Genomic DNA, 26,357 nt, shown 5'->3' with positions numbered 1-26,357 from the left:
AGGAGGGATGGCAATGGAGATTCTAACCATTGAAAATTTGTCCAAAATATACGGCACAGGCGAATCGGCGGTGAAGGCGCTTGATGATGTTTCCTTTTCGGTCCAAAAAGGTGAATTCGTCGTAATTATCGGACCTTCCGGATCGGGGAAATCGACACTCCTTCATATGCTGGGCGGTGTGGATCGACCGACTGGCGGGAAAGTGTATGTTCAGGATACGGATATGTATACCTTGGACGAAACGCAGCTGGCCATCTTCAGACGCAGGCAAATCGGGCTGATCTACCAGTTTTTCAATCTGCTTCCCGTCCTGACGGTGGAAGAGAATATTACGCTGCCGCTCTTGCTGGATCAACAAAAGGTAGATCAAAAGCAATTGGCTGATCTTGTGAATACGTTGAATTTGCAGCATCGATTAAACCATCTGCCGAATCAGCTATCCGGCGGACAGCAGCAGCGTGTCTCGATTGGCAGGGCGATCATCGGCAATCCTGCGATCATGCTGGCCGACGAACCCACCGGGAATCTGGACAGCAGGAATAGCAGCGAGATCGTCGATTTATTGAAAATGCTGAATAAGACCTATCATCAGACCCTGCTCGTAATCACTCATGACGAACGGATCGCCCTGCAAGCCGACAGAATCATTTCAATTGAAGATGGGAGGATTGCCAAAGACGAGGTGATAAGGCGATGAATATTGTCAATACATTAACCATCCGGCATCTGAAGCAGAACAAGAGACGAACACTTGTGACTATTCTTGGCGTAATTATTTCGGTATCCATGATGACCGCTGTCATTACGCTAATTTTTTCCTTTGCGGATTTAATGATCAGACAAACGATCACAGATACAGGGGAGTGGCATATTCAGTATCAAGATATAACCAAGGAACAGCTTGCGGCGATACAGGGCGATGATGCAACCAAAACGGTTGCAATCACAAGAGACCTTGGATATGCCCCATTAGAAGGGGGACAAAATTCCAATAAGCCGTACTTGTTCATTAAGGAATATGATGTGCAAGGGTTCACACAATTTCAGATTGAAATAAGCAAGGGGCGTCTTCCGCACACGGACAAGGAGGTTGTGATCTCCGAGTCTGTTGCAACAAATGGCAAAGTGAAGTACGAAATCGGCGACCGTCTAACGCTTCGCGTCGGCGACCGATTCGAACAAGGGGGCGATCATCCCCTGGATCAGACGGAACCGCTGCGCAGGGAAGACGGCACATTGACCGAGACATTACAGCATAGCATAATTAAGGATTATACGGTGGTAGGCTTCATTAAACCTCCGGTGTCGGAACCGGCTCGGGCCCCGGGTTATACGATCATTAGCTATGTCGATGATCATATCATCGGGGGGGACGATCGGGTCGATGCGTCGGTGGTCTTGCAGCAGGTCAATCCGTTCTTGTTCGCACATGCAGAGAAGCTGGCTGAGAAAAACCAAATTGACACTGTCCAATATAATAACGATTTGCTTCGTTATTATGGCTTGTCCAGCAGCGGAGCCTCATCCAGCATGATGTTCTCATTATCGGCAATCATTATGGGGGCCATTATAATTGGCTCGGTTGGGCTCATCTATAACGCTTTTGCGATATCCGTCTCGGAACGTTCCCGCCATTTAGGGATGCTCGCGAGCGTGGGGGCGACGAAAAGGCAGAAGCGAAATTCCGTATTTTTTGAAGGTATCGTCATTGGTTTGATCAGCATTCCCATTGGCATCTTATGCGGTCTTGCCGGAATCGGAATCACCTTTTCGTTCATGAACACAATGATTGAAGGAGCATTATGGACTAGTGAAAAGCTGAGGCTTATCGTCACGCCGTTATTGCTCTTGATTACTTGTCTTGTTTCGATGCTGACGATTTTCGTTTCGGCGTATCTCCCGGCGATTAAAGCATCCAGGGTATCTCCCATGGACGCGATTCGCCAAACCACCGACGTAAAGCTTACGGCCAAAGCAGTGAAGACGTCGAAGATCATTCGTAAGCTCTTTGGAATCGAAGCAGAAATCGGGCTGAAAAACTTAAAAAGGAACAAACGAAGATATCATGTTATTCTTTTTTCTCTGGTCATCAGCATCGTTTTGTTTTTGACGATATCGTTTTTCACGACTGGCCTGACACAATCTCTGGCATTGTCGCTGGAAGGCATCAATTACGATATTGAAGTGTCGTCCAGTAATGGCGAAAGACTAGATGACCGGTTGATGCAATCGCTTGTATCTCTGGATGGTGTCACGGAATACAGCGTCAGTCATGAGTTAGTCAGGAACGCTTGGGTCGATGCAGCAAGCATCGCCGACGAGTTGCAAGAGAAGGTTAAGCAGGATAAGAGTATGCTGCAAGACGGGAAATACCCTTACGAAATTAAGCTCTATGCACTGAATGATTCGAGCCTGCAAGCCTATGCCAGAGCGGTCGGCGCAGATTACGAACAGCTTACGGATCTGGATCATCCCGCCGCAATCGTGATGGATACGATTCATTACAAAGATATAGATACGGGTAAATATATTCAGACGAAGTCCATATATGCGAATATCGGTCAACATATCGAGCTAACGAGTTTTTTTAATGAGAGCGGGGAAGAAACGAAGGCAAATAAAGTGATATTTGCCGCATTGACGGATAAGGCACCGATGGGGATGAGCCCGGTAGGCGTAGGCGGGTTAAATATGATCGTGTCGGAACGCGTCATGAATCGGCTGGCAGACGGCGAGGAGCTGGCTAACGCTTCGATGTACCTCCATTTGAAAAGCACGGAACCGGTGAAAACGCAGCAGGAAATTGAAGCGATGAATGAGACCAATCTGAATGTCTACAATGTATATCAATCCAGAATAAGAGAAGAACAACAGATTCTGCTGATGAACGTCTTTTCTTACGGTTTTATCGTATTAATCTCTGCGATTTCCGTTGCGAACATCTTTAATACGATCTCAACAGGGCTGGCTCTTCGCAAACGGGAATTTGCGATGCTGAAATCCGTAGGTGCGACGCCAAAGGGGTTTGCAAAAATGCTGAACTATGAGAGTGTTTTTTATGGGGTCAAGTCGCTCTTGTATGGGCTTCCTGTCAGTTTCGCCGTGATGGTTCTGATCTATAAAGCATTTGCGAACAAATTCAGCTATGGGTTCACCCTGCCCTGGATGAGCATTCTGTCTGTCATTGTGTGTGTATTTGTCATTGTCAGCTCTGCGGTTGTTTATTCCGGAGCTAAAGTAAAAAAGGAGAATATTATTGATGCATTAAAGCAAGAGAATATATGATTCACTTACTTCACCCAGAGGAGGAGACGTCACCCGACGTCACACACAATCATGCGAGTCGACCGATTGCTCTCCATGCTGCTGATTATCTCCGGTAAAGGTACGGCAACGGGCAAGGAGCTTGCCGAGCATTTCGAGGTATCCTTGCGGACGATCTACCGGGATATCGAAAAAATAAGCGAAGCCGGCATACCAATTGCCTCCTCCAGCGGCAAGGGCGGAGGATACTATATTATGGACAGCTATAATATAAGCGGCCTCTTTTTAAACCGGGATGAAGCTCATACGTTTGTAGCTGTAATGAAGAATTTACACGGCTTGTTTGGCAGGAACGAAGCTTTTAATGACATCATGCTAAAGGTTGAGCATACCTATAAGCGGGAGCCCGAGAAGCACAAGCTGACTCTGGATATGTCCCATTTCAGCATGGAGCAGGAAATTAAAGAATACATGGGGATCATAAGCAAAGCCATCACGGATAACAGACTGCTGGTGTTCGACTATATCAACAGGGATATGGAATATCTGGAGCGAACGGTAGAGCCAAGCTGGATTGACTTTCGCCATGGCCATTGGTATGTGATAGGTTTTTGCCGGGTCAGAGAGGACTACCGCAGATTCAAGCTCGTGCGGATTAAGCAACTGAGACAGGGGCCGCCTTTTGCAAAAAGAGAGCTGCCGGAAGACCAGGTCGCCGAGGTTATTAAGCAAAGCTATTCGCAGCGGGACATACAGGTTGTGCTCAGATTCACTCCGCGAATTGGCGCGCAGCTTCCCGAGTATTTTGAGAAAGAGAAGATTAGCCGGCGTGAAGACGGCTTCTATCTCGTGAGGGATACTTATCCTTATGAGGAGGGTCTGCTGAAATTCATTCTAAGCTTCGGCAAGGAGTGCGAGCTGCTGGAGCCTCGTGAATTACGGGCGGAGCTGCAGCAATATATGCAGAATATGCTTCTATCCTACAATGACTGACGCCCTGGTGTCAGTCATTGTGTTCTATAGTAGGGATATCGGCGGGAGAAATACATAACGTCCGCTATAACTAGGCTAGGAGTGAAACGATTAAATGAAAGCCGGCATTGTGTACAATGATTGCAATGAATGGGATACGGAGAACACACGAATAGAACTGATACTGAAGCTGCAAAGATTGGAGGAGGAACGCTATATCCTGCGTGAGGGAGAAAGGTTACAAGACTTTACCAATCTGATGCTGCGCCATATTGGCGATCCGGAGTCTGAGCTGCGTGAGCATATCTATTCCACTTTTCACATATGGCTGAAGCGCGATAATAAGTTCTCCTGTGCGGAAATGCGGCAACTTTTGGCTGTCCTGATGGATGACCGGCATTTGTTCTATCGGATTGGAACCGAAGATGACAATAGCGTACTCACCAGGGCGTTTGCGGTTCTGCCTGTCGTTCTTATTGTACAGCGGCACAGGAATAATTCATTCTTGACTCCAAATGAGTTCCGGCATCTAAAGTATTCGCTGCTTCGCTACTACCAGGAGGAGAAGGACCTGCGCGGTTATCTGGCAGTTGAAGGCTGGGCTCATGCCGCGGCCCACGGGGCGGATGCCCTGGAGGAGCTGATCCGCTGTCCGGAAAGCGATAGTAGGGTGCAGCGCGAGGTGCTGGGGGCGATTACAGGGATGCTGCATAACGGTGTCCGGATTTTTGACGAGGAGGAAGACGAGCGCATGGCCAGCATTGTGGACACGATGATTAGCGAAGCGCTGCTTCCGCAGCAGGAGATTGCCGACTGGATTCATAGCTTGTCGCTGTGTACGGAATGGCCGGATACGCGCGCACAGAGAGTCGCCAGAGTAAACGGGAAAAATTTTGTGCGCAGCCTGTATTTCAGATCAAGGGTCCGGAGTGACGGAAATAATCTTATTCTTACCGGTGCCATGCTGACGGCTGAAGCTAAATTAAACTGCTTTAAAGAGGCTAATTAAGAAGTGCGCTAGAAATGATACATATGGAGGTAATTAAGTTTGAGTACTCACTACTATTTCAGTTGGTTTAATCATTTTTTTCCAGAGAAGCTGGTCCATTGTTTGCAGGAGGATATACAAGACAGACAATCGCTTGTTATGATTAGCGCTGACCCGTCTGGTTACACAGATGAGCCAATTAACTTTGATGAACTTTCTGAATGGACATGGCTGAATCAGGCTAACATTATTTTTGATGAATATCATTTCATTGATTACCGTATGCAGAAGGAGGATGCCCAGAGGTTCATTCACAACGCTTCTGTCATTTTATTATGCGGCGGGTATCCTGTTTTGCAGAAGGATTTCTTGGCAGATTATGAATTATCGGATGTTATTAAGAACAGCAATGCCGTTATACTGGGTGCCAGCGCTGGTGCGCTAAACATGTCTGCTCAATGGTTAAGCTTGAATGACACTGGTCATGAAGTTGAAACGAGTACTATTTATGAGGGGATTGGCTTTGATCATTTTGCCTATGAATCCCATTCTAAGCGTGGCTACGCCACGTTTGTTCAAGGCTACCTGTTCCCCTTGTCTGAAGAGATTGATGTTTATGCGGCAGAACAGGAGAGCGCTATACGTGTAAAGGACGGCAAAATAGAAACAATGGGTCCTTTATATTTAATTTCCCGCTCAAAGATTCAGAAATTGGTTGAGACGCTCTAATTAGGGAGAGGGGCTACCGAAATGAAATGCTCAAATAATAATTAGTCACCTCTCAATATGGACCTGTATCCAGAGTATCCCGGTAAGCGGCGAAGAGATAAACTCTCTTCTGCCGCTATTTTTTTTAGATGAACATCATTTCCGCTCTATTTCTACTTCCATTATTTAAGCTAAAGTTAAAGTTTTCTTTAAGTTTCAGATGAGGGTTAAATTGCTATGCTAACATAAATGAATATAACAATTGGATGCACAAGAGGCTGGACATTGCATAGGGTGTCAGTCGTTTTTTTTCATGTAATTCATTTATTAGGGGGAATAGTCTTTGTACAAACGGATTATTAGTTTAATGTTTGCAGTGTTATTGTTGGTCTCCCTAGTATCGCCAGGCTTGACATCGGCGCAAACGAGCAGCTCTAGTGATCTGAATGGTTTCAGCGGGTCAAGTAGTTTTAGTGATTCCAGCAATCCTAGTGAGACTAGAACAGAATCGTTGGAATTACCTCCATCCAATGAGCTATCAAGTGGCTGGAGTAATATCGCGCAAAATATCAATCCGGTTGCCGACGCACCGAATTTGACGAATGGGAATACAGCAAGTTCTTTCAATGATGTGAAGCAAGGCAATTGGTTCTTCGAAGCAGCAAATTATGTGTATCAGAATGGCCTGTTCCAAGGTACAGGGGAGCACACTTTCTCACCACAAGGCACAATGACACGTGCAATGTTCGTTACTGTTCTTGGACGTGTAGCAGGAATTGATTCTTCCCAATACACCTCAGCCTCCTCATTCACGGATGTGTCCGCGGGTTCTTATTATGCACCGTACGTAGAATGGGCAAATAAGAACGGTATTGTAACAGGGGTAGGCAATCGTAAGTTTGCACCAAACAATACGGTGACTAAAGAGCAAATGGCTACTATTATGGTTAGATATTTCGAGGAATTTAACATCGACTATCAAACAGGAAATCCTATTAATACAGAGCCAAGCGATATTGGTAATGTTTCAAGCTGGGCAAAGGATGCTGTATTAGCATTATGGAGAGCTGGTCTAATCAATGGAGACCGGAGCGGTAATTTCAATCCAGCCTCCAATGCAACTCGTGCTGAAGCGGCTTCGTTTGTCATGCGCAGTAATGAGGTGATTAAGAAAAACACTTCACCGGCATCCACAGCGATCCCAACATCCACATCGACACCAACACCGACATTAACATCAACATCTGCATCTACATCAACATCCACACCGGTATCTACGCCAACTCCAACTCCATCTCCAACATCAACTAGCGGAACCTTCACCATTACATTTAATACAAATGGCGGAACCGCTATAGCGAATAGGTACGTTGTTGCAGGTCATTCACTAGGCGAATTACCAACTACGCAAAAAGAAAATTACACGTTCCTAGGCTGGTATACGGATAGTGAGTTTACTACGGAGGTTTCTTCAGATGCAATTGTAACCAGCGACATGACACTATATGCCAAATTCGAAAGATTATCGGATCAAGCACTCGAAGTTCAAAGTATACCTGTGATTAGTAAGCTGGATCAACCAAGCACATTTTCAATTAAAGTCGTTGATAGCTCTGGAGAATTAACAGAATCTATGATTAAGAATGCGATTAGGTTTAGTGCATCTACGCATCTTGATTTTGTGAAGTATTCAGGTATTTCCATAACTAAGGTGGATAATGAATACATTATTACTGCCAATAACAAGAGTAAGCAATTTCCTGAGGGAGGTACATTCAAGCTCGTATTGACTGAAGATGCTTTAGTATTCAAAGAAGGCGATACGGAATATGATTCATCCACAAGGGAAGTTGATTTTACGACAGCTAAGGCTGAAGTCAACAATCTTAAATTCAATCCGGACCTGAAATTTATAAGTGCAGCTGAAGTGTCTTTGATGAGTCAAGATGGTCAGCAGGCTAAGTTCATTGCGAACCCGTTATATACGTATGAGATCAATAAGGGAACTACGGAAACAACCGTAAACGACTTTCAGGATGGCTACTTCATTCATGAGGGTGGCGGGATCGAAGTAGGAGATACCGTTGCCATTTATGACGGTGCTAATCCAAGTGAGCATAATGGAAGCGCGCCGTTAGAGGATGAAGGAAACATTTCTTACGTCCAAATTTTTTCAATCAAAAATGGCAATGAGTATCATTACGGCGCGCCAGATGTAGCGGATATTATTTTTGTACCAGATGTTTTACCCGTAAATGCTGCTGAGGATACGGATGGTGATCCGAACAATAATTCAATCACGGTATCTGAATCAACGATGGATTTCTCGGATGCAAAGTATGCGGGCTTTAATTTCAAAGAAGATCTTACCGTCGAGCCAGGAGATTTCATCGCATTCTATACAGGGGAATTGAGTGAGGCCTCTCAGCTTCTCAACTATGCACAGATCAGAGCAGTTAATCTTGCTAATAATACGTATACGATTACTTATGAGGCTATTAGCGAAGAAGCAATGCGCAGCTCATTCGATTATTATAAAAAAGATCAAAAAGTAGAGAATGAAAAGCTGCTTAGTGATGATAGCATTGCCCATCTTGAAGCAGAGATGACTAGTGAAGCAATGGATAGCGGATTTGCAAAGCGCGCTTCAGGCTATCTTGCGTCGATGGCACTGCAAACAGACAGCTTTAAGGAGCTTAATGTAGATAACCAGTTCAGCGACAGCGATATTCAGTATCTCAGTGAAAATGCAGCTGCAGGTACTAGCTTGATGAAGATAGCCGGCTCAAAGGTGGAAGTATCTGTTGAACAAGTAAAGGTAGATATTTCACCGAACCTAAACCACTTCGAAGGAAAAACAGGTATCCGCGCCGCTTTACAAATTGAAGCAGAGGTAACCATCGAGGTTAGTGCAAATCACGAAATTAAAATTAAATTAACAGGGACATTTGAGCAAGAATTTTCAGTTAACCTTAGTGCTGGTGGGAATATTTACTGGGAAGAATTCTGGTTTTTCTCAATACCCGTCGATTATTCAGTATATGCCAATCTTGATGTATATACGTATACGGCCGTAAGATTCGATGCCAATCTCGGTCTATTCGAGAAAGAGGAAGATATTGATTGGAATAGTGATGATGTTATTAACGTCGCCAGACAAATTAAGAAGGTTATGGAAGAGTCTGAAAAGCACACAGATAATGAAATTGATGAGATCTCAGACAGCTTGCCGGATCTATATGCAGATTTCCTGGACAATGAAGATATTGATTGGGTTGATATCGTTACACAAGAAATATTTAGGACCCAAGTGCGAGTCGTTAATGGTATTTTTGAGATTGTATTTAAGGCAGAGTTCGTAGTTAGTGCAAAGGTTAATATCTCGGTTGGAATTATATATACGTATGAAAATGGTCAACGCTATGGCTTCAATATGCGCATCATTGCAGCTGAGGTTAGTAACTCTCAAACTACGCTTGTACCTGAAAAGTATAACTTTACCTTCTATGCGATGGGTGAATTAGGGTTAAGAGCCGGGATTCGTCTTACGGTAGAGGTTGGTGCCTTATCCACGGAGCTTAATAGTATAGGGGTGCAAGCAGAGCTAGGAGGGTATATAAAATTATGGGGCTTCTTCTATTATCATTATGAGAGGACTGAAGGGAAACCTGCGATTTCTAGTATGAAAGGGGCTTATCATGCAGAGATCGGGCTGTATTTAGAAATAAAAATTATTGCGCAGGCGTTTAAGGGAACCTTCTCGGTCGTACCTTACTCGACGACCTATGAGAAGCCTCTATTTGAAATGGGTACACGTAGCGCGATCCTGGATTTCTCTTACGAACAGGATGATGTTGAGCCGATAGAGATGCATGGTGAGTTTGGAAAGACGTCTTATCAATTACCACTTGAATACTTTATGATGGATAAGATGGATTTACACGATGGTGAACTGACTTCTTCTCCACAAGATGTTTCTTACTTTAGAATCAGTTTCTCGAATAGGGACAACTTCAGGTATGATCCCCGCAACCGTACTATCACACCTGATCGTGATGATGAAACCGGATATGATACAGAATTATATATCACTTATGACGGGCCAAGCGCATCATTAGGTTCTGATCCTCTGACTCGTACCTATACAGTCTCATATGATAATCTTAAAGACAGCTATACGATGACATTAAAGGAACTTGATGAAAAATTACCAATTTCTGATATGAGAATTATGCGGCAAATTAGTGGTAAATATTTGTCGGCAATTCCTCAGATCCCGGATCCTACCAAGCTAGGGTATACATTCATAGGCTGGTATAATGAGAGCCTGGGAACGATAGGCTGGAAGGTTCCGCTTCCAACTGTAATGGATGCCAAAGATCTTAATTTCTATGCTGCATTTCAACCTGCTACGGATACGCCGTATCTGGTAGAAACCTATACTGAAAATTCATATGATGATGGCTACACATTAGTTGATACAGAAAAATTAAGAGGAAAAACGAATGCTGTACCTTCAGTAGGTCCGAAAGACATCCCAGGATTCATTACGCCTCAAAAGACTCAAGTGGTTATTAAGGCAGACGGATCAACTGTAATCAAGTACTCATATAAACGCGAAATGATCGAGCTAACCTTCCAGCTTGACTATTCGAAGGCAACAGATGATGTACCAATTGCCGCAACGCAATATATTGAATATATGAAGTATGGGGCCAGTTTGGATGTTCCGAGCTATGTGACGAATATTAAAGGTCTTACTTTCCTTGGATGGGAATCAATGGATAATATTGTTCCGGCTACACCGAAAACCTACACGGCCTATTTCGATTTGAAGAAGGATATGAGGGTACTTGTAGAATATTATTCAAGAGACAGCTACGAAGGAGAATTCTCGAAAGTGGGCAGTGAAATTTATCTGGCAACTGCATACAAAGTGTTCAATGCACGTACCCAAGCGGCAGGCTATTATAACAGTCCCAATGAGTACGAGTTAGCAGATGATTGGGGTCTTCCAACAGATTATACATTTGTAGTAGATCCGGAACGTCCTAAAAATGAGCTTGTAGTGAGGCAATATCTACAGCGTAAATATGAGCTAACGTTTGATTCGAATGAAGGAACTTTTGCTGATGGTGTTTCTGGAAAAAGCTATTTAAGTGCAGGAATGCCTTATCAAATACCATCTGACCCAACGCGTGAAGGTTATACATTTACAGGCTGGTCACCAGCAATTCCGTCAGAGAATCGTGAAATGCCAGCGGAAAATCTGACCTACACTGCACAGTGGACGGAGGCTGCACAACGGCAAAAGTATACGGTGGAGCATTATCAAAGAGGTACGGGTATTGATGCTCCATTTGAATTAGTGGATACAGAAGAGCTAGAAGGAATAGTAGGGGACACGGTAACTGCAACCCATAAAACCTACTCTGGATTCTATGCTCTAGAAGGAACGGGTACCGATTATGCAACCATAAGCAGTGGAGTGGTTGACGAAGATGGCAGTACGACGCTCCAGCTATATTATGATAGAAATGTGTATAAGGTGAAATTTATCTACATTGATCCATTTACACAAGAAGAAAAGCTAATCAATGAGGAAACCTATCGTTTCGGCGTACAATTCACGATTCCAAGTAAATCTGTCTGGGGATTAGGAGTGACTGGAATTGGCTGGAAGGCGTTAGACGGGGCACCGGAAATTGATGAGTATGCTATGAACTTAGTACCGGCACAAAATGTGACTTATGAGCTTATCTTGCCTGACGAAGGAAGCGGAGAAGGTGGAGAGGGTGAAAATCCGGGATTTCCAGGTTTTCCGGGATTTCCGGGAAGTCAATTCCCAGGCCTTACGGGTTTTATAAAGTTCTAATGTAGTTGTTATCATTTAGTTGGTTCTTATGAAAAGGTTCATCGCGGCTGACTGCTGCGATGAACCTTTTTTGCTGACTGTTCTATCACATAGATCACTTAATTTGCCGTCTTATTGATGAAGTCAATCTCATTTCTGATCCCTTTATGAGCGTCATTCCACAGGCTCTTTGTCATCATCTCGGCGTTTTTCTCGTCACATACCCAGCCCAGGTTTTCACCGATACCATCGGCCGTAATAATGCTTGCAAGCAAATATGCTATAATTTATTGGTGATAATAATTCTCAGTTAATATGAGAGGGGTCCAACATGCCGGGACAAGAATCTACAGATAAGCCCCATGGGCAACCACGTATTCATCCGCATCATGTGCAGGATTCCAGGAATAAAATAAATAGAACAGTGGTTCATATGGAAGAACATTTTGAAGAGGCCATTTCACGTGAACAGCTTGCGGTCATTGCCGGGCTTAATCCAGAGCACTATTCCAGAATGTTTAGCAAATACAAAGGAGTAAGCCCCATTAGCTATTTAACAGGATTACGAATGGAGAAAGCCATGGAGCTTATAAAGCATTCGCAGTATTCAATTGCCGAGATTGCCCGAAGGGTGGGTTACTCGGATCCGTATCACTTTAGCCGCCGCTTCAAACAATTGTATGGTGCCGCACCCACTCATTTTAAGAAGCAGGCTTGGCCCAGAGTAATCGCACTGGAAGGGTTAGGTCATTGCCAAGCACTCGGTGTTGATCCGGTTGCTGTTAATCTGGAACATACAAATGGGTATCTGCGTGTGCCTGAATCCAGTCAGATCCTGAACATTAGCCCTGATATAACCCCGAAATTGGATATCAACCAGCTTCTAGCCTTATCCCCTTATGCAATCGTGACCTCGAATCCCCTATTGGAGCAGCAGTTGGTTAAGGTAGCTCCTGTGATTAAGATTGATGTTCTCGAAGACCCCATTTATAAGCAATTGTTTGCAGTAGCTGAAGGTCTTGACCGGGAGCTGGAGGCTCTCGCTTGGGTAGAGAGTTATGAAACGCAATGTACAGTGCTGCGATCACGCTTATTTGGATTCATGGGCGGTGAGCGGGTTGCGATTTTGCGTGTGAGAGAGCAGCTTCTGCAAGTATACGGTATGCTTAATATGGGTTATCCTCTATATCATTCTTTGCAATTAACACCACCGGAAAAAATATCAATGCAATGCATATGCAACGTTCATTTTCATTCTAGTGTCATCACGATCGAGGAATTGCCGTTCTTTGAGGCGGAGCATCTCTTTGTTGTTGTTCAGCCAGATGACGGAGCGAATAAACAGTGGCAGGGGATTACTCAGACAGAAGCTTGGCGTAATTTTCCCGCAGTTCGCAGGGGGAACATACATCATCTGGATGTGGGCAAATGGCTCAGCAATGATCCGGTCTCGATCACGATGCAAATGCATGAAGCTGCAGAGAAGTTAATGAGGAGGCACCGGCATCATAATTATCCATCCCGGATGCAATAAGGGTCTATGGAGGCGGCAAAAGGACTAGGGTAAAATCTGTAGTGATAATCATTATCACTATCAAAGACTTAGCAGGAGGATAACCATGGTCCAGTTAGTTAGAGGCTCTAAGACAATACTAGTTGCGGGTGTTGCATTGTTCATGCTATTGATGATTTCGGCATGCGGCAATGCCGGGAAAGAAAACATGAGTAACCATGCAGCGCCGGATACGCCGCAACAGACAGGCTCAGTAGCGACAAAGGTTGTAACGGATGATTTGGGACGGGAAGTAGAAATACCTGTTGCTCCGCAGCGAATCATTGCGGGTGAATTTGCAAGTGAACTGCTGGAGCTTGGCGTAATACCCGTTGGTGCAGGTGACAATAGTTATAAAATTGTATATACGCTCGATCAGATGAAGGGTGTAGAGCGGATTGGAGACCCGCCGAACGTAGAAAAGATATTGGAGCTTGAGCCTGACCTCATCTTGGCGCCAACCGTTTTTAATGAGATCTATAAAGAGCAAATGGAACAAATCAGTAAAATTGCGCCGGTCTATTATCTTTCTTTTGATCAGGACCCGATTTACGACATTTTCACCAAAATAGCCAGCCTCGTAAACAAGGAGCCGGAAGCCGATGCATGGATTAAGGGCTATGAAGAGGAAGCCGATGCAGCAAGAACGCAATTAAAACAATCGCTGGGGAAGGAGACTGTCTCGATTGTTCGTGTGGAAAAGGGAAGATTGCGCATATATCTGAACCGAAACTTCGGCGGCTATATGCTTCACAGCGGATTGCAGGCGAACGCCCCTGAGGCGGTGACGGCGGAAATAGCGAAAAACCCGTTTAGCTCAGCAATCGAAATATCGCTTGAGCAGCTTCATGAATATGCCGCGGATCATATGCTGCTTATCGTTCGTAATGAGGAAGACGACAAACAGGCAATGGAGGAAATTGAAAAGCTGGGCCTATGGAAGGGTCTCCCCGCAGTCAAACATGGACGCGTTCACAAGCTAGAGACGGAAAAGTATTACGGATCCGATATCGTTACTATTCGCGAGACAATGAAGGAAGCAGTAACGATGCTCGTTAGCGGGAATGCAAAATGATGACAGATGGGAATACCCCTAAATCTAGCGAATTGGTTAGAGTTATAAGGGAACGAAGGACGATACGTGATTTTAACGGTCAACCGCTGGATAAAGATGTCCTCATGGACATTCTGCGCGATGCACAATGGGCTCCCTATCATTCCCGTAAAGAACCGTGGCGATTTATTCTCTTTATGGGAGAAGGCAGGCTGAAATTCGCTGAAGCGGTGGGCCTTACCTATTCAGATGAAGTAAGGGACCGCTGGGGAGAATGGGCGCGCAACCAGTATTGCAATCTCATACCAGCCCACCTTATCGTTACCTACGATGCAGATCCCCGCCAGAAATATTGGGAGGACGCGCTGTCTGCTGCGGCTGCTCTCATTCAGAATATTCAGCTGCTCGCTTGGGAACGGGAAATAGGGGTTGTGTGGAAAACCAACGAATGCAATTGGAACCCGGCCTTTCACCGTGCTGTCGGAGTTAAGCCGGACGAACGGATTGCTGGTATTCTACATCTCGGCTATTTTGACCGGACACCTAAGCCCCGCAAGCGTAAGGCAATTGAACAATGCTTAACGCTGATTGATTCCTAAGTTGTCCCAACCAATTTCATAATATAAAAACTTGCCATTACAGACAGCACGGAGAGGAGCCTGTATTTGCAGCATTCCAACGATAGGAGCAGGGTATGTTACGCTCCGATTGGAATGCTGTGTATACGGGCGTTTGTGAGTTTAATTGTACTACAGAGTTAATATCGCGGTAGAGCCATCTTACAAAAGGGTAGGTTGCGAATGGAGGCAAACGTTACCATCCATGACCGCTACTACATGGTGACCTTTACTTTAATTAGTAATTTCCTGAGGGACTCACTTTCTGCTTCGGTAAGGCCTTGGATAATGCTCTTCTCGACTTCCATGAATATTGTATTGAATTCTTCAACGAGGTCGCTCCCTTTTTTCAATAAATATATTTTTTTCTGGCGCTCATTATCTTCCGGAATCACCCGCTTGATGTATCCCTTTTTCTCCAGCCCTTGAAGCATACTAGTGATGGTGGCACCCTTCCGGTTGAAATGTTCAGCCAAATCCTTCTGGATTACCCCTTTGTCTTGATGTTCAAAAATATAGCCCATCATTTGCCCCTGCTGGGCGTTCAGGCCCAGCTCCGACAATCGGGCGTTCGCCATGCTTCTAATCTTCATTCCAATGGATCGGATTAAATCCGAATACGGGGTAAGTGAAACATGTTCTGTCATAATACACACAGTTCCCCTTCTATACTTAGAATTCTAACTTTAAGAAAATCATAATGTCCTTTCATCTAACTGTCAATTACACAATGTTTCCACTCTAACAGATAACACGTTGACAATTAGAACTCTAACTATTATAGTTCTATCTATAAACAGTACATTCATATCATTACTGGAGGGAAACGCAATGATTACTGCAATTACCAATGCAAGGATTTTTGACGGCGAGAAAGTGATTGGAGCTGAAACGGTCCTGATCGAAGGCGAGAAGATTATATCGGTGGGCGGTGAAATTCCCGAAGATGCGACCATTATCGATGCTGAAGGAGGGACTTTGCTTCCCGGTCTGATCGATGCGCATGTTCATACTTCCGTGGAAGGTCTGAGGGACGCTCTGCAATTCGGAGTAACGACAGAACTGGAAATGATGGGCGGATTCACGAAAAATGGCCGTGAAACACAATTGAAAGGGATCGAGGATATTGCCGATGTACGATCTGCAGGGATGGGGGTCACACCTCCCGGTGGTCATCCGGATGAACTCATGCCTGGAGACGGAGAAATTCCAGATTTTGTACTGAAGGAATTGGAGAAGATGAGCGAAGAAGATCGGAATGCCCTGCTGGCTGCTCATGCACATGATCATGGAGAGGCTCCTTCGTTATCAACCCCGGACGAGGCTATAACATTCGTGGGTGATCAAGTTAGAGATGGAGCTGACTATATCAAGATTATGATCGAAGAAGGAACCGTATTAGCAGCGCCTGGACTGCCGGTCTTAAGCCAGGATATTCTGAGAGCGGCTGTAGAGGAAGCGCATCGGCAACACAAGATTGCGATTGCCCATGTATTGACTGCGGAATCCTCCCGGCAAGCGATAGAGGTTGGTGTCGAGGGACTCGCTCACTTATTCATCGACCGCCCTGAAACGACTCCGGAACTGGTGAGAATGATTGCGGAGGCAGGTGCTTTTGTTACGCCATGTCTCGTCTTGAACTCCTCAATCATCGGTAAACCCGCTTCGGAAATGGCGGAAGATCCGCGTGTGAGTTCCAAGCTTAGTCCGGAATGGATCGATACTCTGAATGCCAGCTTCAATACCTACCCGCAAGGCAGTATGGAAGACAACTATCGGAACGTAATGGACCTTCACCATGCAGGTGTTGACATTCTGGTGGGTACGGATGTCTCTGTACCGGTACCAACGCTTGGCGGACTTGCCCATGGAGTAAGCGTACACCATGAAATGCAGCTATTGGTGGAAGCGGGATTCACACCTGTAGAAGCCCTTCAGTCAGCAACTTCGAAGACGGCCCGCCGCTTCGGCTTGGATGACCGCGGTCGTATTGTGGAAGGGGCAAGAGCTGACCTGGTGTGGGTTGACGGCGATCCGACGACCCATATTTCGGATACGTTATCGATCCGCGAAGTATGGCAGCGCGGTATTCAAAAATTGGCGAAGGCCTAAAATCATGAAGGCGCAATCTGAGAATGCACAGGCAGATTGTTCATTGCGAAAGATATTACCATATTATTGACTGTCGCCGCAGGCATGTTCCTGGTTATCCTGGATAGTACGGTGATGAACGACAATGATGCAGATTAACACCCATGTTCTCAAGTCGTCGCCCAAGGAGCTTGTCAGTCGTGTAACGCCGATTACAGCCTCCGCGCAGCAAATTATGTCATCATTCGGAATCACGATAACGACTGCTTACCTCACTAGGCAGATCCGGAATTTACCTGTACAGCACACCATAGAGGATGTGGAGCGGGCATTTGGTCATTCCTTCTGGATTACGTTCTCCTTCGCGCTAGTCGCCTTGGTTTTGTCTTTTGGATAAAGGAATAGCCAGTAAGCTTTGGTAAACTTGGAGTGTTAACTCTATTGGACAAGAAGCACCCGCCTCATAGGTGGTATGTAGTTCACTCGGATCATCTCCACCTTGTGGAGAGCAGTGGTCTTATTTTTGGGAAATGCTTATAAACATATGCTAAACTGATAATAAATAAAATCAGAGATAGGACAGGAAGAGATTCAATGGGAAGAAAACAGTCTTTCACGGAGACAGAGCTGCTGGATATGACAAAAAAATTAGTGCTTGAGCATGGGTATGACGGTTTTCACCTCAAGCTGCTCTCCCAGCATCTGTCAGGAGCCCGAAGCACGATTTATCAATATTACTCCAATAAGGAAGAGATTGTGGCTGCTTGTATGAAGCGCGTAATGGCAACGGTATTAGAAAATGCATTAGCCATTGATGAGGCTGATCCTATGGACGCCCTCGAACAGCTGCTTCTCGTTTATGTAGAAGAGTCTGCACTACATCAGCTTTTAGGAAATGCCAGTAAAATTAATACTGCTAATTCATCTGCAGCCGCCAGAGATCTTGAATTTATTGAGGAAGCACATATGACCCTGAAAGTTCAATTATCACGCTTATTTGAACGCGCACAACAGAATAATGACCTGCGGCAGGATATCCCACTTCCTGTACTTATTGGTGTATTCTTTAACTTAATTGATACACCTAATATGCTGGAAATCCCAGTACCCGCTTGGGGAAAGCTGTTGTTTCAGATGTGGACCGGAGGAGCCAAGAGCTAACCTCAGTCTTGGATTTAATTTGACACAGGTGTCATTTATACTGTTTAATTAATGTTGTGGCGTGATGGCGAGTCTAAATTGACACTTGTGTCGAAAAAAGGTCGAGGAGTTGGAAAAGGAATGTTTTTAGCTATGAAAGAATTGATGCACAGCAAAATGAGATTTTTGATGATCATCATTATTTTTGTACTGCTAGCCTGGCTGGTATTTATCTTATCCGGGTTAGGGAATGGCCTGTCTACGTTAGCTGCGTCAACCTTTAAGACGATGAAGGCGGATTATGTCATTTTTGAAGAAGGATCGCAGTCCTCCATGAGCAAGTCACTACTGTCTGATCAATTACTGGCGGAGGTGGAGCTACTACCCAATGTTAGTGCTGCCGCACCTATGGGAAGTACGATGGCAACGGCGTTGAAGGAACCAAGCACCAAGAGTGAAGATAAGCTGGATATCGCAATTATAGGAATCAACCCGGGAAGCTTCTTGGAACCGGCTGTCGTGGAAGGGGAAGGCCTATCTTCTGATAACCCTACCGGTGTTGTAGTGAATTCGACCATGAAGGATGAGGGCTATAACATTGGTGACACTTTTCAATTAGATGGCACGATGGAATCACTGACGATTATAGGCTTTGCCGAGAACCAGACCTATAACCACGTTGCATCCGTATTCACTCCGATGGCGGAATGGCGGAAGATTACCTTCGCGGCTCCGGGTTCGGATAAAGGAGTTGCAGGGCCCGTTAATGCGATTATGTTACAAGGCAAAGATATCGATCCTGATGTAATGAATAGCAAGCTGACCAATACGGACACGGTTACCCGGGCGGCCGCAGTTCAAGGAATGCCAGGGTACAAGGAAGAGAACGGTACTATCTTAATGATGCTGGCATTTCTGCTCGCAATCGCCGCATTCGTGCTTGGGGTATTCTTTTATGTAATGACGATGCAGAAAACTAACCAGTTCGGCATTATGAAGGCTATAGGTGCCAGTAACAGGTTCTTGAGCAAAGCCATTGTATCGCAAGTGTTTGTGCTTTCGATGACTAGTATTGTAGTCGGAGTCTTACTGACTTATGGAACAGCTGCCATAATGCCGAAGGGTATGCCATTTAAGCTGGAGCCTGGTCTTGTCGTCTCGTATTCTGTTATCTTGCTTATTATCGCTATGTTAAGTTCGCTGGTATCAGTACGAAAGATTACAAAGATTGATCCGCTCAAGGCGCTCGGGAGGGTTGAATAATGAATAAGGGATTACAAATGAGTGAAGTTACCAAGTATTATGCCGAAGGAAGCAATCGGATCGCGGCACTCGACCATGTTTCCATTTCAGTGGACCCGGGGGAGTTTGTTGCTGTAGTTGGACCGTCGGGTTCAGGTAAAAGTACCTTTTTGTCTATTGCTGGAGCACTGCTCAAAGCTTCAGAAGGAGAAGCAAAGCTGAATGGACATCCTATTTCTAGGCTTACTGCACAAGAACTGGCGAATATAAGACTACAAGAAATCGGATTCATTATGCAATCATCGAATTTGGTTCCTTATCTAAATGTTCTTGATCAATTGCTGATCATAAAAAAGATGTCGGGAAAGGTTAAAAGAGAGGACAAGGAGTTCGCCACTAAACTGCTGGCAGAGCTGGGTCTGGGCTCGAAATTAAATAGCTTTCCGGAAGAGCTCTCAGGCGGGGAGAAGCAGCGGACAGCGATTGCCCGTGCCCTAATTAATAATCCCAGCATCATCTTGGCGGATGAGCCGACAGCAAGTCTGGATACCAAACGTGCACATGAAGTGGTCAGTCTAATCGCGCAAGAAGTGAATTCGGGACAGAAAGCGGCGATTATGGTTACTCATGATGAGCGTATGCTTGAATATTGCGACAAGGTCTACCGGATGGAGGATGGAAAATTGTCTTTGCAGTAATGCATATCCGGCAATCCTGCTACTACTATTTGTTGAGAAATCAGTAATTATTAAATAGAATAAATTATTAAGAGGATCGGCTAATAAATTTGTACACATAAGGAGATGAAACTATGGCAGAAAATAAATTACTAAGAATGGACAACGTCGGTATCGTTGTCGAGTCTTTGGACGACGCAATTTCTTTTTTCGAGGAGATTGGCCTGAAGCTCGAGGGGCGAGCCACCGTCGAAGGTGAATGGGCAGGCCGCGTAACCGGACTGGGTTCTCAATACGTAGAGATTGCTATGATGGTTACCCCGGATGGCCACAGCCGAATTGAACTTTCGCGATTTATCAACCCGCCTGCTATATCAGATCACCGGACTGCTCCTGTAAATGCTCTCGGTTATCTACGTGTCATGTTCACCGTTGAAGACATTGACGAAATGGTATCCAGACTCACTAAGTATGGTGCTCAGCTCGTTGGCGAGGTGGTTCAGTACGAGGACTCGTATAAGCTCTGCTACATTCGTGGAACCGAAGGAATTCTGGTCGGTTTGGCGGAACAACTAAGTAATAAATAAAGATAAGAGCGGAGCATAAGCTAACAGCTTTATGCCCCGCTCTTATTTACGTTCACTCGTTTTCATGCGCCAGATCCTCTTCGCTCAAGAAAAATAACCCCCGTTTTGCTAGTGCTTAGACTTCGGCGTTTCCAATCTGCTACGCTCACGCATGGCGTTCATCTGCCTGGCGTGTCTTTCGGCACGGCGGCGTCCTCTTGTTTTGAGTTGGCTAAGCATAATGAGTAGCCCCAAAACCCCCAACCCATAAGAAACAAGATGACTCACTTCATTCCACAGGTTTGCCGCAGTCAGAAGGGATACCGCCCCGATGATTGTTGCAATAATCCGCTGTGTATTTTTATTTTGCGTATCGATCAATTTTTGCTCGAAGGAGCTCGATAGCTTTACCCGTAAATTTCCGCTATCCATTTTATCTACCGCAGATATGAACTTCTTGGTCGTAGGAAGGATTCCTTTGAGAATGCTCTTGCCTTCATCTACAACGTTAGAGAAGACATTTCCCCGCAGATCACTGCGCACAACCTCTTCGACATAAGGCTTAACGGTCCCAATCAAATCAAGTCCGGGGTCCAGTCCGGTACAAAGTCCATACACCGTGCCTATGGCTTTTCCCAAAAATGTTGTGTTTGCCGGTAACTGAAAAGGCTGAGAATAGAGGAAATCACGTAACTCTTCAGCATTATCGCCTGATGTCACGAAGCTAAGGTCAAACGTATCCCCGTTGATTTGTTCAAATAGTAACGTAAGGTTCCTTGCGAATACCTCTAAATCTACATTCCGTCTTAAAAATCTCAAACGGGTAAGGGCGTCGATTGCGCCGTGAGCATCTTTTAAATACACCGCCATCAGAAGTGCTACCATTTGCGTCTTCATATCATCGGCAATTCGTCCGACCATTCCATAATCAATTAAGGCTATGGTGCCGTCAGGCTGGACGAGAACATTGCCAGGGTGCGGGTCTGCGTGAAAGAAGCCTTCTAATAGAATCTGCTCTACGAAAATTTCTATCAGCGATGTCGCTAATTGGGTCCGGTCCACACCCCAGGCATCCAGCTGGGCAAAATCATTGATTTTTACACCCTCCAAAAACTCCATGGTTAGAACTTTCGAAGTGGTATAGGACCAATGAATGCCTGGAACCACGATATCATCCCGATGGATAAACTGCATCTGGAATTCTTCTGCATTTCGCCCCTCTTGCTCATAATCGAGCTCGTCCATAACGGTGTCGTGAAACTCATCATACACCGCATCCAGGTCCATGAAGTCTGCAATCTTCGTCTGGCGTTTCAATAACGAAATAGCAACCTGTATGGATCTCCAATCAATGGCGATAATGTCCTCGACCCCGGGACGCATCACTTTCACTGCGACTTCTTCACCTGTTCGTAAGGTCGCCCGATGTACCTGTCCTAAGGAAGCCGCTGCGATAGGAATTGTATTAAACTCAGCAAAAATCTCACTAATAGATACTCCGAGTTCGGTCTCTACCTTGTGCTTAATCTCGGAATAATCTACGAATTCTACGGAATCCTGCAGCTTGGACAGTTCATCAATAACTTCCTTCGGCAAAATATCCACCTGTGCACTAACATGCTGCCCAAGCTTGATAATTAAGCCACCCATATCCATCGCGGTCTTCGTAAAATACGCTGCCTGTTTTCGATATAAGGCTTTTGTTTTCGCCTCTAAGCGCCGTCCCGGAATAAAATACTTTTGCTTGCCCAGCCACCAGAAATCCCAGGCGAACTTAAAAATCATCCGCATGGTTCTTCTGAACCGGACATCCTTCATCAATTTAAAGAATTCGCTCATTCTTTTTCATCTACCTCAGGTTTTTTTTCAGCGGCTGCCGGCTCCTGATCATCATCTTCATCTTCTGGAATCGTAGTGCTTTTATCAAAAATCGCTTGGGCCATGCTTTCAAACTTTTTCGAAGCGCTCATGAAGAAATCCGCAAATTTATTGAACATTTCGGCTTTGACCAGAATGACAGCCCCCTTGCGCTTATTTCCGAAAACGATGAATTTCTCACCTGGCTTGATATCAAGCTCTTCCCTTGCTTCTCTAGGAATAACTACTTGTCCCCGCTCGCCCATTGAGGTTGTTCCCAGCACTTTGCCATGCCCGAATCCGTGACTATTTTCTTTTTTTTGCTGCATTCTAATCTCTCCTTAGATGATGAATCTGCACCAGTATGATGTTTCATACTAATCATATCATCAATGAATGTTGTTTGCTAAAGTCTGCAATCCGTTATTTGTCTGAAATTTGTCTAAAAATACTGTTCTAGCTCGGCGATAAACAAGCATTCTTCCGCGTTACTGTGAATACCCTTATGAATGGTGCAAAAATCCGTAATCATTAAGGTAGGAGAAAGGGGCTCGAATGATGGAAGGCTCAGGAATTAGTGAGGGAAAGAAAAGGATTAGGGCGAAAATAAGAGGTTACTTGATGGTGGTAGCTATCATCGTTTCGTTAATGACGTTAGGGACTCCTGTAATTGCCGGAGGCGATCAAGGGGGGACTCCCACGCAACTAGTCGTAACTTATGAGACGAACGGAGGCTCCACGATTGCCCCGCAACTTGTATCGGCGTCCGGAGGTAAATTGGTGTTTCAGTATACTCCGGTGAAGGAGTGCTACAGCTTCGCAGGCTGGTACTACGACAGTGCGCTGACGCAAGCCTATAGTGGATCAGATCTAATCACCAGAAATCTAACGCTGTATGCAAAATGGGCGGCTACGGGAGAAAATATGCTGTGCAGTGCGGCTACATTGACTCCGAATTTGGCATTGAACAGACCCGCGACGGTTGACAGTACGTGCAACGCCTCGCAGACTGCGGCCAAAGCCGTGGAAGGCAGCGTCATCAATGATAGCAAATGGTGCTCCAAGTCCGGCAACCGCTGGCTGCAGATCGATCTTGGCTCCGTGAAGCAAGTGAACCAATTCGTCATCAAGCATGCAGCAGAAGGCGGGGAGACCCCTTCCTATAACACAAAAGCTTACAATATTCAGGTCAGCACCGATGGTACGAACTGGAGTACAGTAGTCAAAGTGACCAATAATATGAAAAGCGTGACAGTAGATAATATCGCTTCAGTATCAGCAAGATATATCAAGTTAAATGTTACAACGCCTACGCAAACCACGAACCCTGCGGCAAGAATCTATGAGTTTGAGGTATACGGGCCTCCAAATATGGCATTAAATAAACCCGCGACGGTTGACAGTACGTGCAATGCCTCGCAAACTGCGGACAAAGCTGTGGAAGGCAGCGTCATCAATGACAGCAAATGGTGCTCCAAGTCCGGCAACCGCTGGCTGCAGATCGATCTCGGCTCCGTGAAGCAAGTCAATCAATTTGTCATCAAGCATGCATCGGAAGGCGGAGAGACCGCCTCCTATAATACGAAGGCCTACAATATTCAGGTCAGCACCGATGGTACGAACTGGAGCACGGTGGTCAACGTAACCAATAATACGCTTGGTATTACGGTAGACAATATAACAGTAGTATCGGCCCGGTATATTAAGCTGAACGTAACGGCGCCTACACAAACCACGAACCCTGCGGCCAGAATCTTTGAGTTTGAGGTATACGGACCAGGTTCTATTTCACCGTAAGGGATTTTTTCGAGAAGTCGTGCGAAGGATAGTAATATAGTTCGCTTGTTGATCTGTAGAATATTTATTAAAATAATCAAAAAACGGCTGGCTCAGGGAAACCTGACCAGCCGTTTTTTTTGGAATCTCCTAGGTTAGGATGATGACTATTCCTGTAAATCCAGGGCTCTCACAGTAGCTTGTTTTAAGGCATCCATCAAAATCAAATAGGGACGCGGACCGTAGCTGATGCGGGCAACGCCTAACGATGCCAGTTTCTGGAGAGGGGGTGAATCCGGGGAGATCATAACGTTAACAGGTAGTGAAGACTCCTGGCATAATTTCTCGATCAGCATTTCATTACACAAGCCCGGCATGAAGAATCCGTGAGCGCCGGCTTCGGCATAGGCGTGTGCCCTTTGAAGGGTAGCTTCCAGGTGAGTCTCATCATGCTCGTGGGCGGCGGTCTGTAAGAAGATATCGGTACGAGCATTAATAAAAAGAGGAATCGATGCCTCCTCAGCGGCTTCCCGCACAGCTGCGATACGCAAGACTTGCTCCTCTATGGAGTGTAGTCCCGGTTCATGGATCTTCCGATCTTCAAGATTGACGCCTACGGCTCCGCACCCGATGATTTTCAACACATTGTTCTTGATAATCTCCGGAGAAGGTCCATAACCGCCTTCTATATCAATGGTAATGGGCAGATCTACACTATTGCTAATCCGCTGAAGATTGGATAGAACGAGCTCGAAAGGAAGCTTCTCCCCATCATCGTATCCATGCGCTGCAGCTACAGACCAACTGCCGGTAGCAATAACCTGGCCCCCCGCTCCTTGAATAATTTGTGCGCTTCCGGCATCCCAGGCATTGACGAGGACTAGCGGGCTGCCGCTTCTGTGCAATTCGTGAAGCTTCCGTGCCTGTTCAAGTTGACTTTTCATTGTATTGACCTCCGATTTTCTCATGATTTAGCAGCCATTCTTTGCGTGCGACTCCGCCGCCATACCCGCCGAGTTCGCCGCTGGTGTTAATTACGCGATGACAGGGAATGACGATGGCTATTTGATTGGCTCCATTCGCTTGTGCTACCGCACGATAGGCGGCGGGCTTGCCAAGCGCCAGTGCGATATCTGCGTAAGAACGGGTATCGCCCGGTGGGATTTTCTTTAGCTGTTCCCACACGCTCTTCTGAAAAGGCGATCCCACCAGATGGAGAGGCGTCTTAAATTCGGTTAACGTTCCCTCAAAAAATTGACTCAGTTCTCTCTCCATCGACTGAATATGGGGTGTCTGTCCGGGTATAATCGCCGCCTTCAATCTTGTCCTTAACCGTTCAACCTCGCGTTCCAGACCCCGGCGGTCTACGAACTCCAGGAGATACAGCCCACTGTCGTCCGCTACTGCCATCATGGGGCCGAGCGGCGTGTCCAGCCACGATGCTCTAAGAATAAGGCTATCCTCTAACCGAGTAGGCGCTGCGCCCATAATGCGGGAGAAGGCATCCCGGAATCCGCTGCTGGAATCATAGCCGGAGGCTAATTGTGTATCGATAATCTTCCCTCCCGACCGGATGCTCTTCAAAGCGAGTCCCATTCGACGGGACCTGGCGTACTCAACGAAGGTCATACCAAAGCGCTTTTTAAATTGACGGCGGGCAGTGGATTCATCAATGGATAGCTCTTTGAAGTCTTGTCCCTTCCAGCGCTTCTCCGGGTTCTGCTCAACGGCCTCGACAAGCAGCCGGACGATATCAGAGACATGATTCGGATGCGACAAGGGACGGCAGCGCTGACAGGGGCGGAAGGAGGCCAGTAGTGCCTGCTGCGCGGTCTCGTAGAACTCACAGTTATCATACTTTGGTTTCCTGGCTGGACAAGTCGGACGGCAAAATACCCCGGTGGAAGTGACGCCCACATAGAAGACACCTTCGTAGTCAGATTTTTTCTCGAGCAGAGCTTGATAATATTCGGCTTTACGTTCCTCATTATGGATCATG

Annotated in this window: 20 protein-coding genes; 15 read left to right on the top strand and 5 right to left on the bottom strand. The window is 45.7% G+C overall.

Translation table 11 applies throughout. The features are described 5' to 3' along the window. Positions 1–13 precede the first annotated feature (13 nt). From NSU01_RS35210 to NSU01_RS35170, 9 genes are all read left to right on the top strand, one after another. Positions 14–697: an ABC transporter ATP-binding protein gene (locus NSU01_RS35210; protein WP_076243716.1), complete on the top strand. Its 684-nt coding sequence runs from the start codon at positions 14–16 to the stop codon at positions 695–697. Next, positions 694–3,285, top strand: a complete 2,592-nt coding sequence (locus tag NSU01_RS35205; protein WP_042140562.1) for an FtsX-like permease family protein — start codon at positions 694–696, stop codon at positions 3,283–3,285. The genes NSU01_RS35210 and NSU01_RS35205 overlap by 4 nt, the downstream gene beginning before the upstream one ends. Before the next feature lie 51 nt (positions 3,286–3,336). Then, positions 3,337–4,257 carry a YafY family protein gene (locus NSU01_RS35200; protein WP_076243715.1) on the top strand — a complete coding sequence of 307 codons (921 nt, stop codon included), beginning with the start codon at positions 3,337–3,339 and terminating at the stop codon, positions 4,255–4,257. A 94-nt stretch (positions 4,258–4,351) separates the two neighbouring features. After that, a complete protein-coding gene (locus tag NSU01_RS35195) occupies positions 4,352–5,245 on the top strand; it encodes a DUF2785 domain-containing protein (RefSeq protein ID WP_076243714.1) in 894 nt (297 codons plus the stop codon). Between the two features lie 39 nt (positions 5,246–5,284). Beyond that, a complete protein-coding gene (locus NSU01_RS35190) occupies positions 5,285–5,953 on the top strand; it encodes a cyanophycinase (protein WP_076243713.1) in 669 nt (222 codons plus the stop codon). A gap of 322 nt (positions 5,954–6,275) precedes the next feature. Further along, positions 6,276–11,807 carry an S-layer homology domain-containing protein gene (locus NSU01_RS35185; RefSeq protein ID WP_076243712.1) on the top strand — a complete coding sequence of 1,844 codons (5,532 nt, stop codon included), beginning with the start codon at positions 6,276–6,278 and terminating at the stop codon, positions 11,805–11,807. Positions 11,808–12,117: 310 nt separating this feature from the next. Then, positions 12,118–13,320 (top strand): AraC family transcriptional regulator, encoded by a 1,203-nt coding sequence (locus NSU01_RS35180; protein WP_076243711.1) that lies wholly within the window; start codon positions 12,118–12,120, stop codon positions 13,318–13,320. An 85-nt stretch (positions 13,321–13,405) separates the two neighbouring features. Beyond that, positions 13,406–14,413: an ABC transporter substrate-binding protein gene (locus tag NSU01_RS35175; RefSeq protein WP_076243710.1), complete on the top strand. Its 1,008-nt coding sequence runs from the start codon at positions 13,406–13,408 to the stop codon at positions 14,411–14,413. After that, positions 14,410–14,991 carry a nitroreductase gene (locus tag NSU01_RS35170; protein WP_305954199.1) on the top strand — a complete coding sequence of 194 codons (582 nt, stop codon included), beginning with the start codon at positions 14,410–14,412 and terminating at the stop codon, positions 14,989–14,991. Before NSU01_RS35175 ends, NSU01_RS35170 begins: the two co-directional genes overlap by 4 nt. Positions 14,992–15,224: 233 nt before the next feature. Here NSU01_RS35170 and NSU01_RS35165 read toward each other — a convergent pair whose 3' ends face one another. Continuing rightward, positions 15,225–15,602 carry a MarR family transcriptional regulator gene (locus tag NSU01_RS35165; protein WP_231575465.1) on the bottom strand — a complete coding sequence of 126 codons (378 nt, stop codon included), beginning with the start codon at positions 15,600–15,602 and terminating at the stop codon, positions 15,225–15,227. 238 nt (positions 15,603–15,840) lie between these two features. On the opposite strand from NSU01_RS35165, the gene NSU01_RS35160 reads away from it, so the two are divergent. From NSU01_RS35160 to NSU01_RS35140, 5 genes are all read left to right on the top strand, one after another. Further along, positions 15,841–17,121 (top strand): amidohydrolase family protein, encoded by a 1,281-nt coding sequence (locus tag NSU01_RS35160; protein WP_042140553.1) that lies wholly within the window; start codon positions 15,841–15,843, stop codon positions 17,119–17,121. 573 nt (positions 17,122–17,694) lie between these two features. Beyond that, the gene (locus NSU01_RS35155; protein WP_042140552.1) at positions 17,695–18,261 is read left to right on the top strand and encodes a TetR/AcrR family transcriptional regulator; all 567 of its coding nucleotides are present in this window, start codon (positions 17,695–17,697) and stop codon (positions 18,259–18,261) included. Positions 18,262–18,381: 120 nt separating this feature from the next. Continuing rightward, complete coding sequence (locus tag NSU01_RS35150) at positions 18,382–19,503, top strand: FtsX-like permease family protein (protein WP_042140551.1); 1,122 nt, start codon at positions 18,382–18,384, stop codon at positions 19,501–19,503. Continuing rightward, a complete protein-coding gene (locus NSU01_RS35145) occupies positions 19,503–20,180 on the top strand; it encodes an ABC transporter ATP-binding protein (RefSeq protein ID WP_042140550.1) in 678 nt (225 codons plus the stop codon). The genes NSU01_RS35150 and NSU01_RS35145 overlap by 1 nt, the downstream gene beginning before the upstream one ends. 113 nt (positions 20,181–20,293) lie before the next feature. Then, positions 20,294–20,746 (top strand): VOC family protein, encoded by a 453-nt coding sequence (locus tag NSU01_RS35140; protein ID WP_042140549.1) that lies wholly within the window; start codon positions 20,294–20,296, stop codon positions 20,744–20,746. A gap of 108 nt (positions 20,747–20,854) precedes the next feature. Here the strand turns inward: NSU01_RS35140 and NSU01_RS35135 are convergent, their stop codons facing one another. Both NSU01_RS35135 and NSU01_RS35130 read right to left on the bottom strand, forming a co-directional pair. After that, complete coding sequence (locus tag NSU01_RS35135) at positions 20,855–22,564, bottom strand: AarF/ABC1/UbiB kinase family protein (protein ID WP_076243709.1); 1,710 nt, start codon at positions 22,562–22,564, stop codon at positions 20,855–20,857. Further along, on the bottom strand, positions 22,561–22,911 hold the full coding sequence (locus tag NSU01_RS35130) for an AbrB/MazE/SpoVT family DNA-binding domain-containing protein (RefSeq protein WP_076243708.1): 351 nt from the start codon (positions 22,909–22,911) through the stop codon (positions 22,561–22,563). Before NSU01_RS35130 ends, NSU01_RS35135 begins: the two co-directional genes overlap by 4 nt. Positions 22,912–23,203: 292 nt before the next feature. On the opposite strand from NSU01_RS35130, the gene NSU01_RS35125 reads away from it, so the two are divergent. Then, positions 23,204–24,379, top strand: coding sequence for a discoidin domain-containing protein (locus NSU01_RS35125; protein WP_076243707.1), 1,176 nt, complete (start codon positions 23,204–23,206; stop codon positions 24,377–24,379). 146 nt (positions 24,380–24,525) lie between these two features. On the opposite strand, the gene NSU01_RS35120 is transcribed toward NSU01_RS35125, so the two are convergent. Continuing rightward, the gene (locus tag NSU01_RS35120) at positions 24,526–25,302 is read right to left on the bottom strand and encodes an isocitrate lyase/phosphoenolpyruvate mutase family protein (RefSeq protein ID WP_076243706.1); all 777 of its coding nucleotides are present in this window, start codon (positions 25,300–25,302) and stop codon (positions 24,526–24,528) included. Continuing rightward, complete coding sequence (locus tag NSU01_RS35115; RefSeq protein WP_179093502.1) at positions 25,286–26,356, bottom strand: trifunctional transcriptional activator/DNA repair protein Ada/methylated-DNA--[protein]-cysteine S-methyltransferase; 1,071 nt, start codon at positions 26,354–26,356, stop codon at positions 25,286–25,288. The genes NSU01_RS35120 and NSU01_RS35115 overlap by 17 nt, the downstream gene beginning before the upstream one ends. Position 26,357 lies beyond the last annotated feature (1 nt).

Origin of the sequence: Paenibacillus sp. FSL H8-0259 (genome assembly GCF_037963255.1) — a bacterium.
GTDB lineage: Bacteria > Bacillota > Bacilli > Paenibacillales > Paenibacillaceae > Paenibacillus_AQ > Paenibacillus_AQ phytohabitans.
The sequence above is the reverse complement of the archived record's forward strand: the minus strand, read 5'-3'. Positions and strand labels throughout refer to the sequence as shown.

Excerpts from the sequence above, each read along its gene's own strand:
- NSU01_RS35210 (WP_076243716.1), top strand. The coding sequence starts at position 14 with ATGGAGATTCTAACCATTGAAAATTTGTCCAAAATATACGGCACAGGC.
- NSU01_RS35205 (WP_042140562.1), top strand. The coding sequence starts at position 694 with ATGAATATTGTCAATACATTAACCATCCGGCATCTGAAGCAGAACAAG.
- NSU01_RS35200 (WP_076243715.1), top strand. The coding sequence starts at position 3,337 with ATGCGAGTCGACCGATTGCTCTCCATGCTGCTGATTATCTCCGGTAAA.
- NSU01_RS35195 (WP_076243714.1), top strand. The coding sequence starts at position 4,352 with ATGAAAGCCGGCATTGTGTACAATGATTGCAATGAATGGGATACGGAG.
- NSU01_RS35180 (WP_076243711.1), top strand. The coding sequence starts at position 12,118 with ATGCCGGGACAAGAATCTACAGATAAGCCCCATGGGCAACCACGTATT.
- NSU01_RS35175 (WP_076243710.1), top strand. The coding sequence starts at position 13,406 with ATGGTCCAGTTAGTTAGAGGCTCTAAGACAATACTAGTTGCGGGTGTT.
- NSU01_RS35170 (WP_305954199.1), top strand. The coding sequence starts at position 14,410 with ATGATGACAGATGGGAATACCCCTAAATCTAGCGAATTGGTTAGAGTT.
- NSU01_RS35165 (WP_231575465.1), bottom strand. The coding sequence starts at position 15,602 with ATGAAGATTAGAAGCATGGCGAACGCCCGATTGTCGGAGCTGGGCCTG.
- NSU01_RS35160 (WP_042140553.1), top strand. The coding sequence starts at position 15,841 with ATGATTACTGCAATTACCAATGCAAGGATTTTTGACGGCGAGAAAGTG.
- NSU01_RS35155 (WP_042140552.1), top strand. The coding sequence starts at position 17,695 with ATGGGAAGAAAACAGTCTTTCACGGAGACAGAGCTGCTGGATATGACA.
- NSU01_RS35150 (WP_042140551.1), top strand. The coding sequence starts at position 18,382 with ATGTTTTTAGCTATGAAAGAATTGATGCACAGCAAAATGAGATTTTTG.
- NSU01_RS35145 (WP_042140550.1), top strand. The coding sequence starts at position 19,503 with ATGAATAAGGGATTACAAATGAGTGAAGTTACCAAGTATTATGCCGAA.
- NSU01_RS35140 (WP_042140549.1), top strand. The coding sequence starts at position 20,294 with ATGGCAGAAAATAAATTACTAAGAATGGACAACGTCGGTATCGTTGTC.
- NSU01_RS35135 (WP_076243709.1), bottom strand. The coding sequence starts at position 22,564 with ATGAGCGAATTCTTTAAATTGATGAAGGATGTCCGGTTCAGAAGAACC.
- NSU01_RS35130 (WP_076243708.1), bottom strand. The coding sequence starts at position 22,911 with ATGCAGCAAAAAAAAGAAAATAGTCACGGATTCGGGCATGGCAAAGTG.
- NSU01_RS35125 (WP_076243707.1), top strand. The coding sequence starts at position 23,204 with ATGGTGGTAGCTATCATCGTTTCGTTAATGACGTTAGGGACTCCTGTA.
- NSU01_RS35120 (WP_076243706.1), bottom strand. The coding sequence starts at position 25,302 with ATGAAAAGTCAACTTGAACAGGCACGGAAGCTTCACGAATTGCACAGA.
- NSU01_RS35115 (WP_179093502.1), bottom strand. The coding sequence starts at position 26,356 with ATGATCCATAATGAGGAACGTAAAGCCGAATATTATCAAGCTCTGCTC.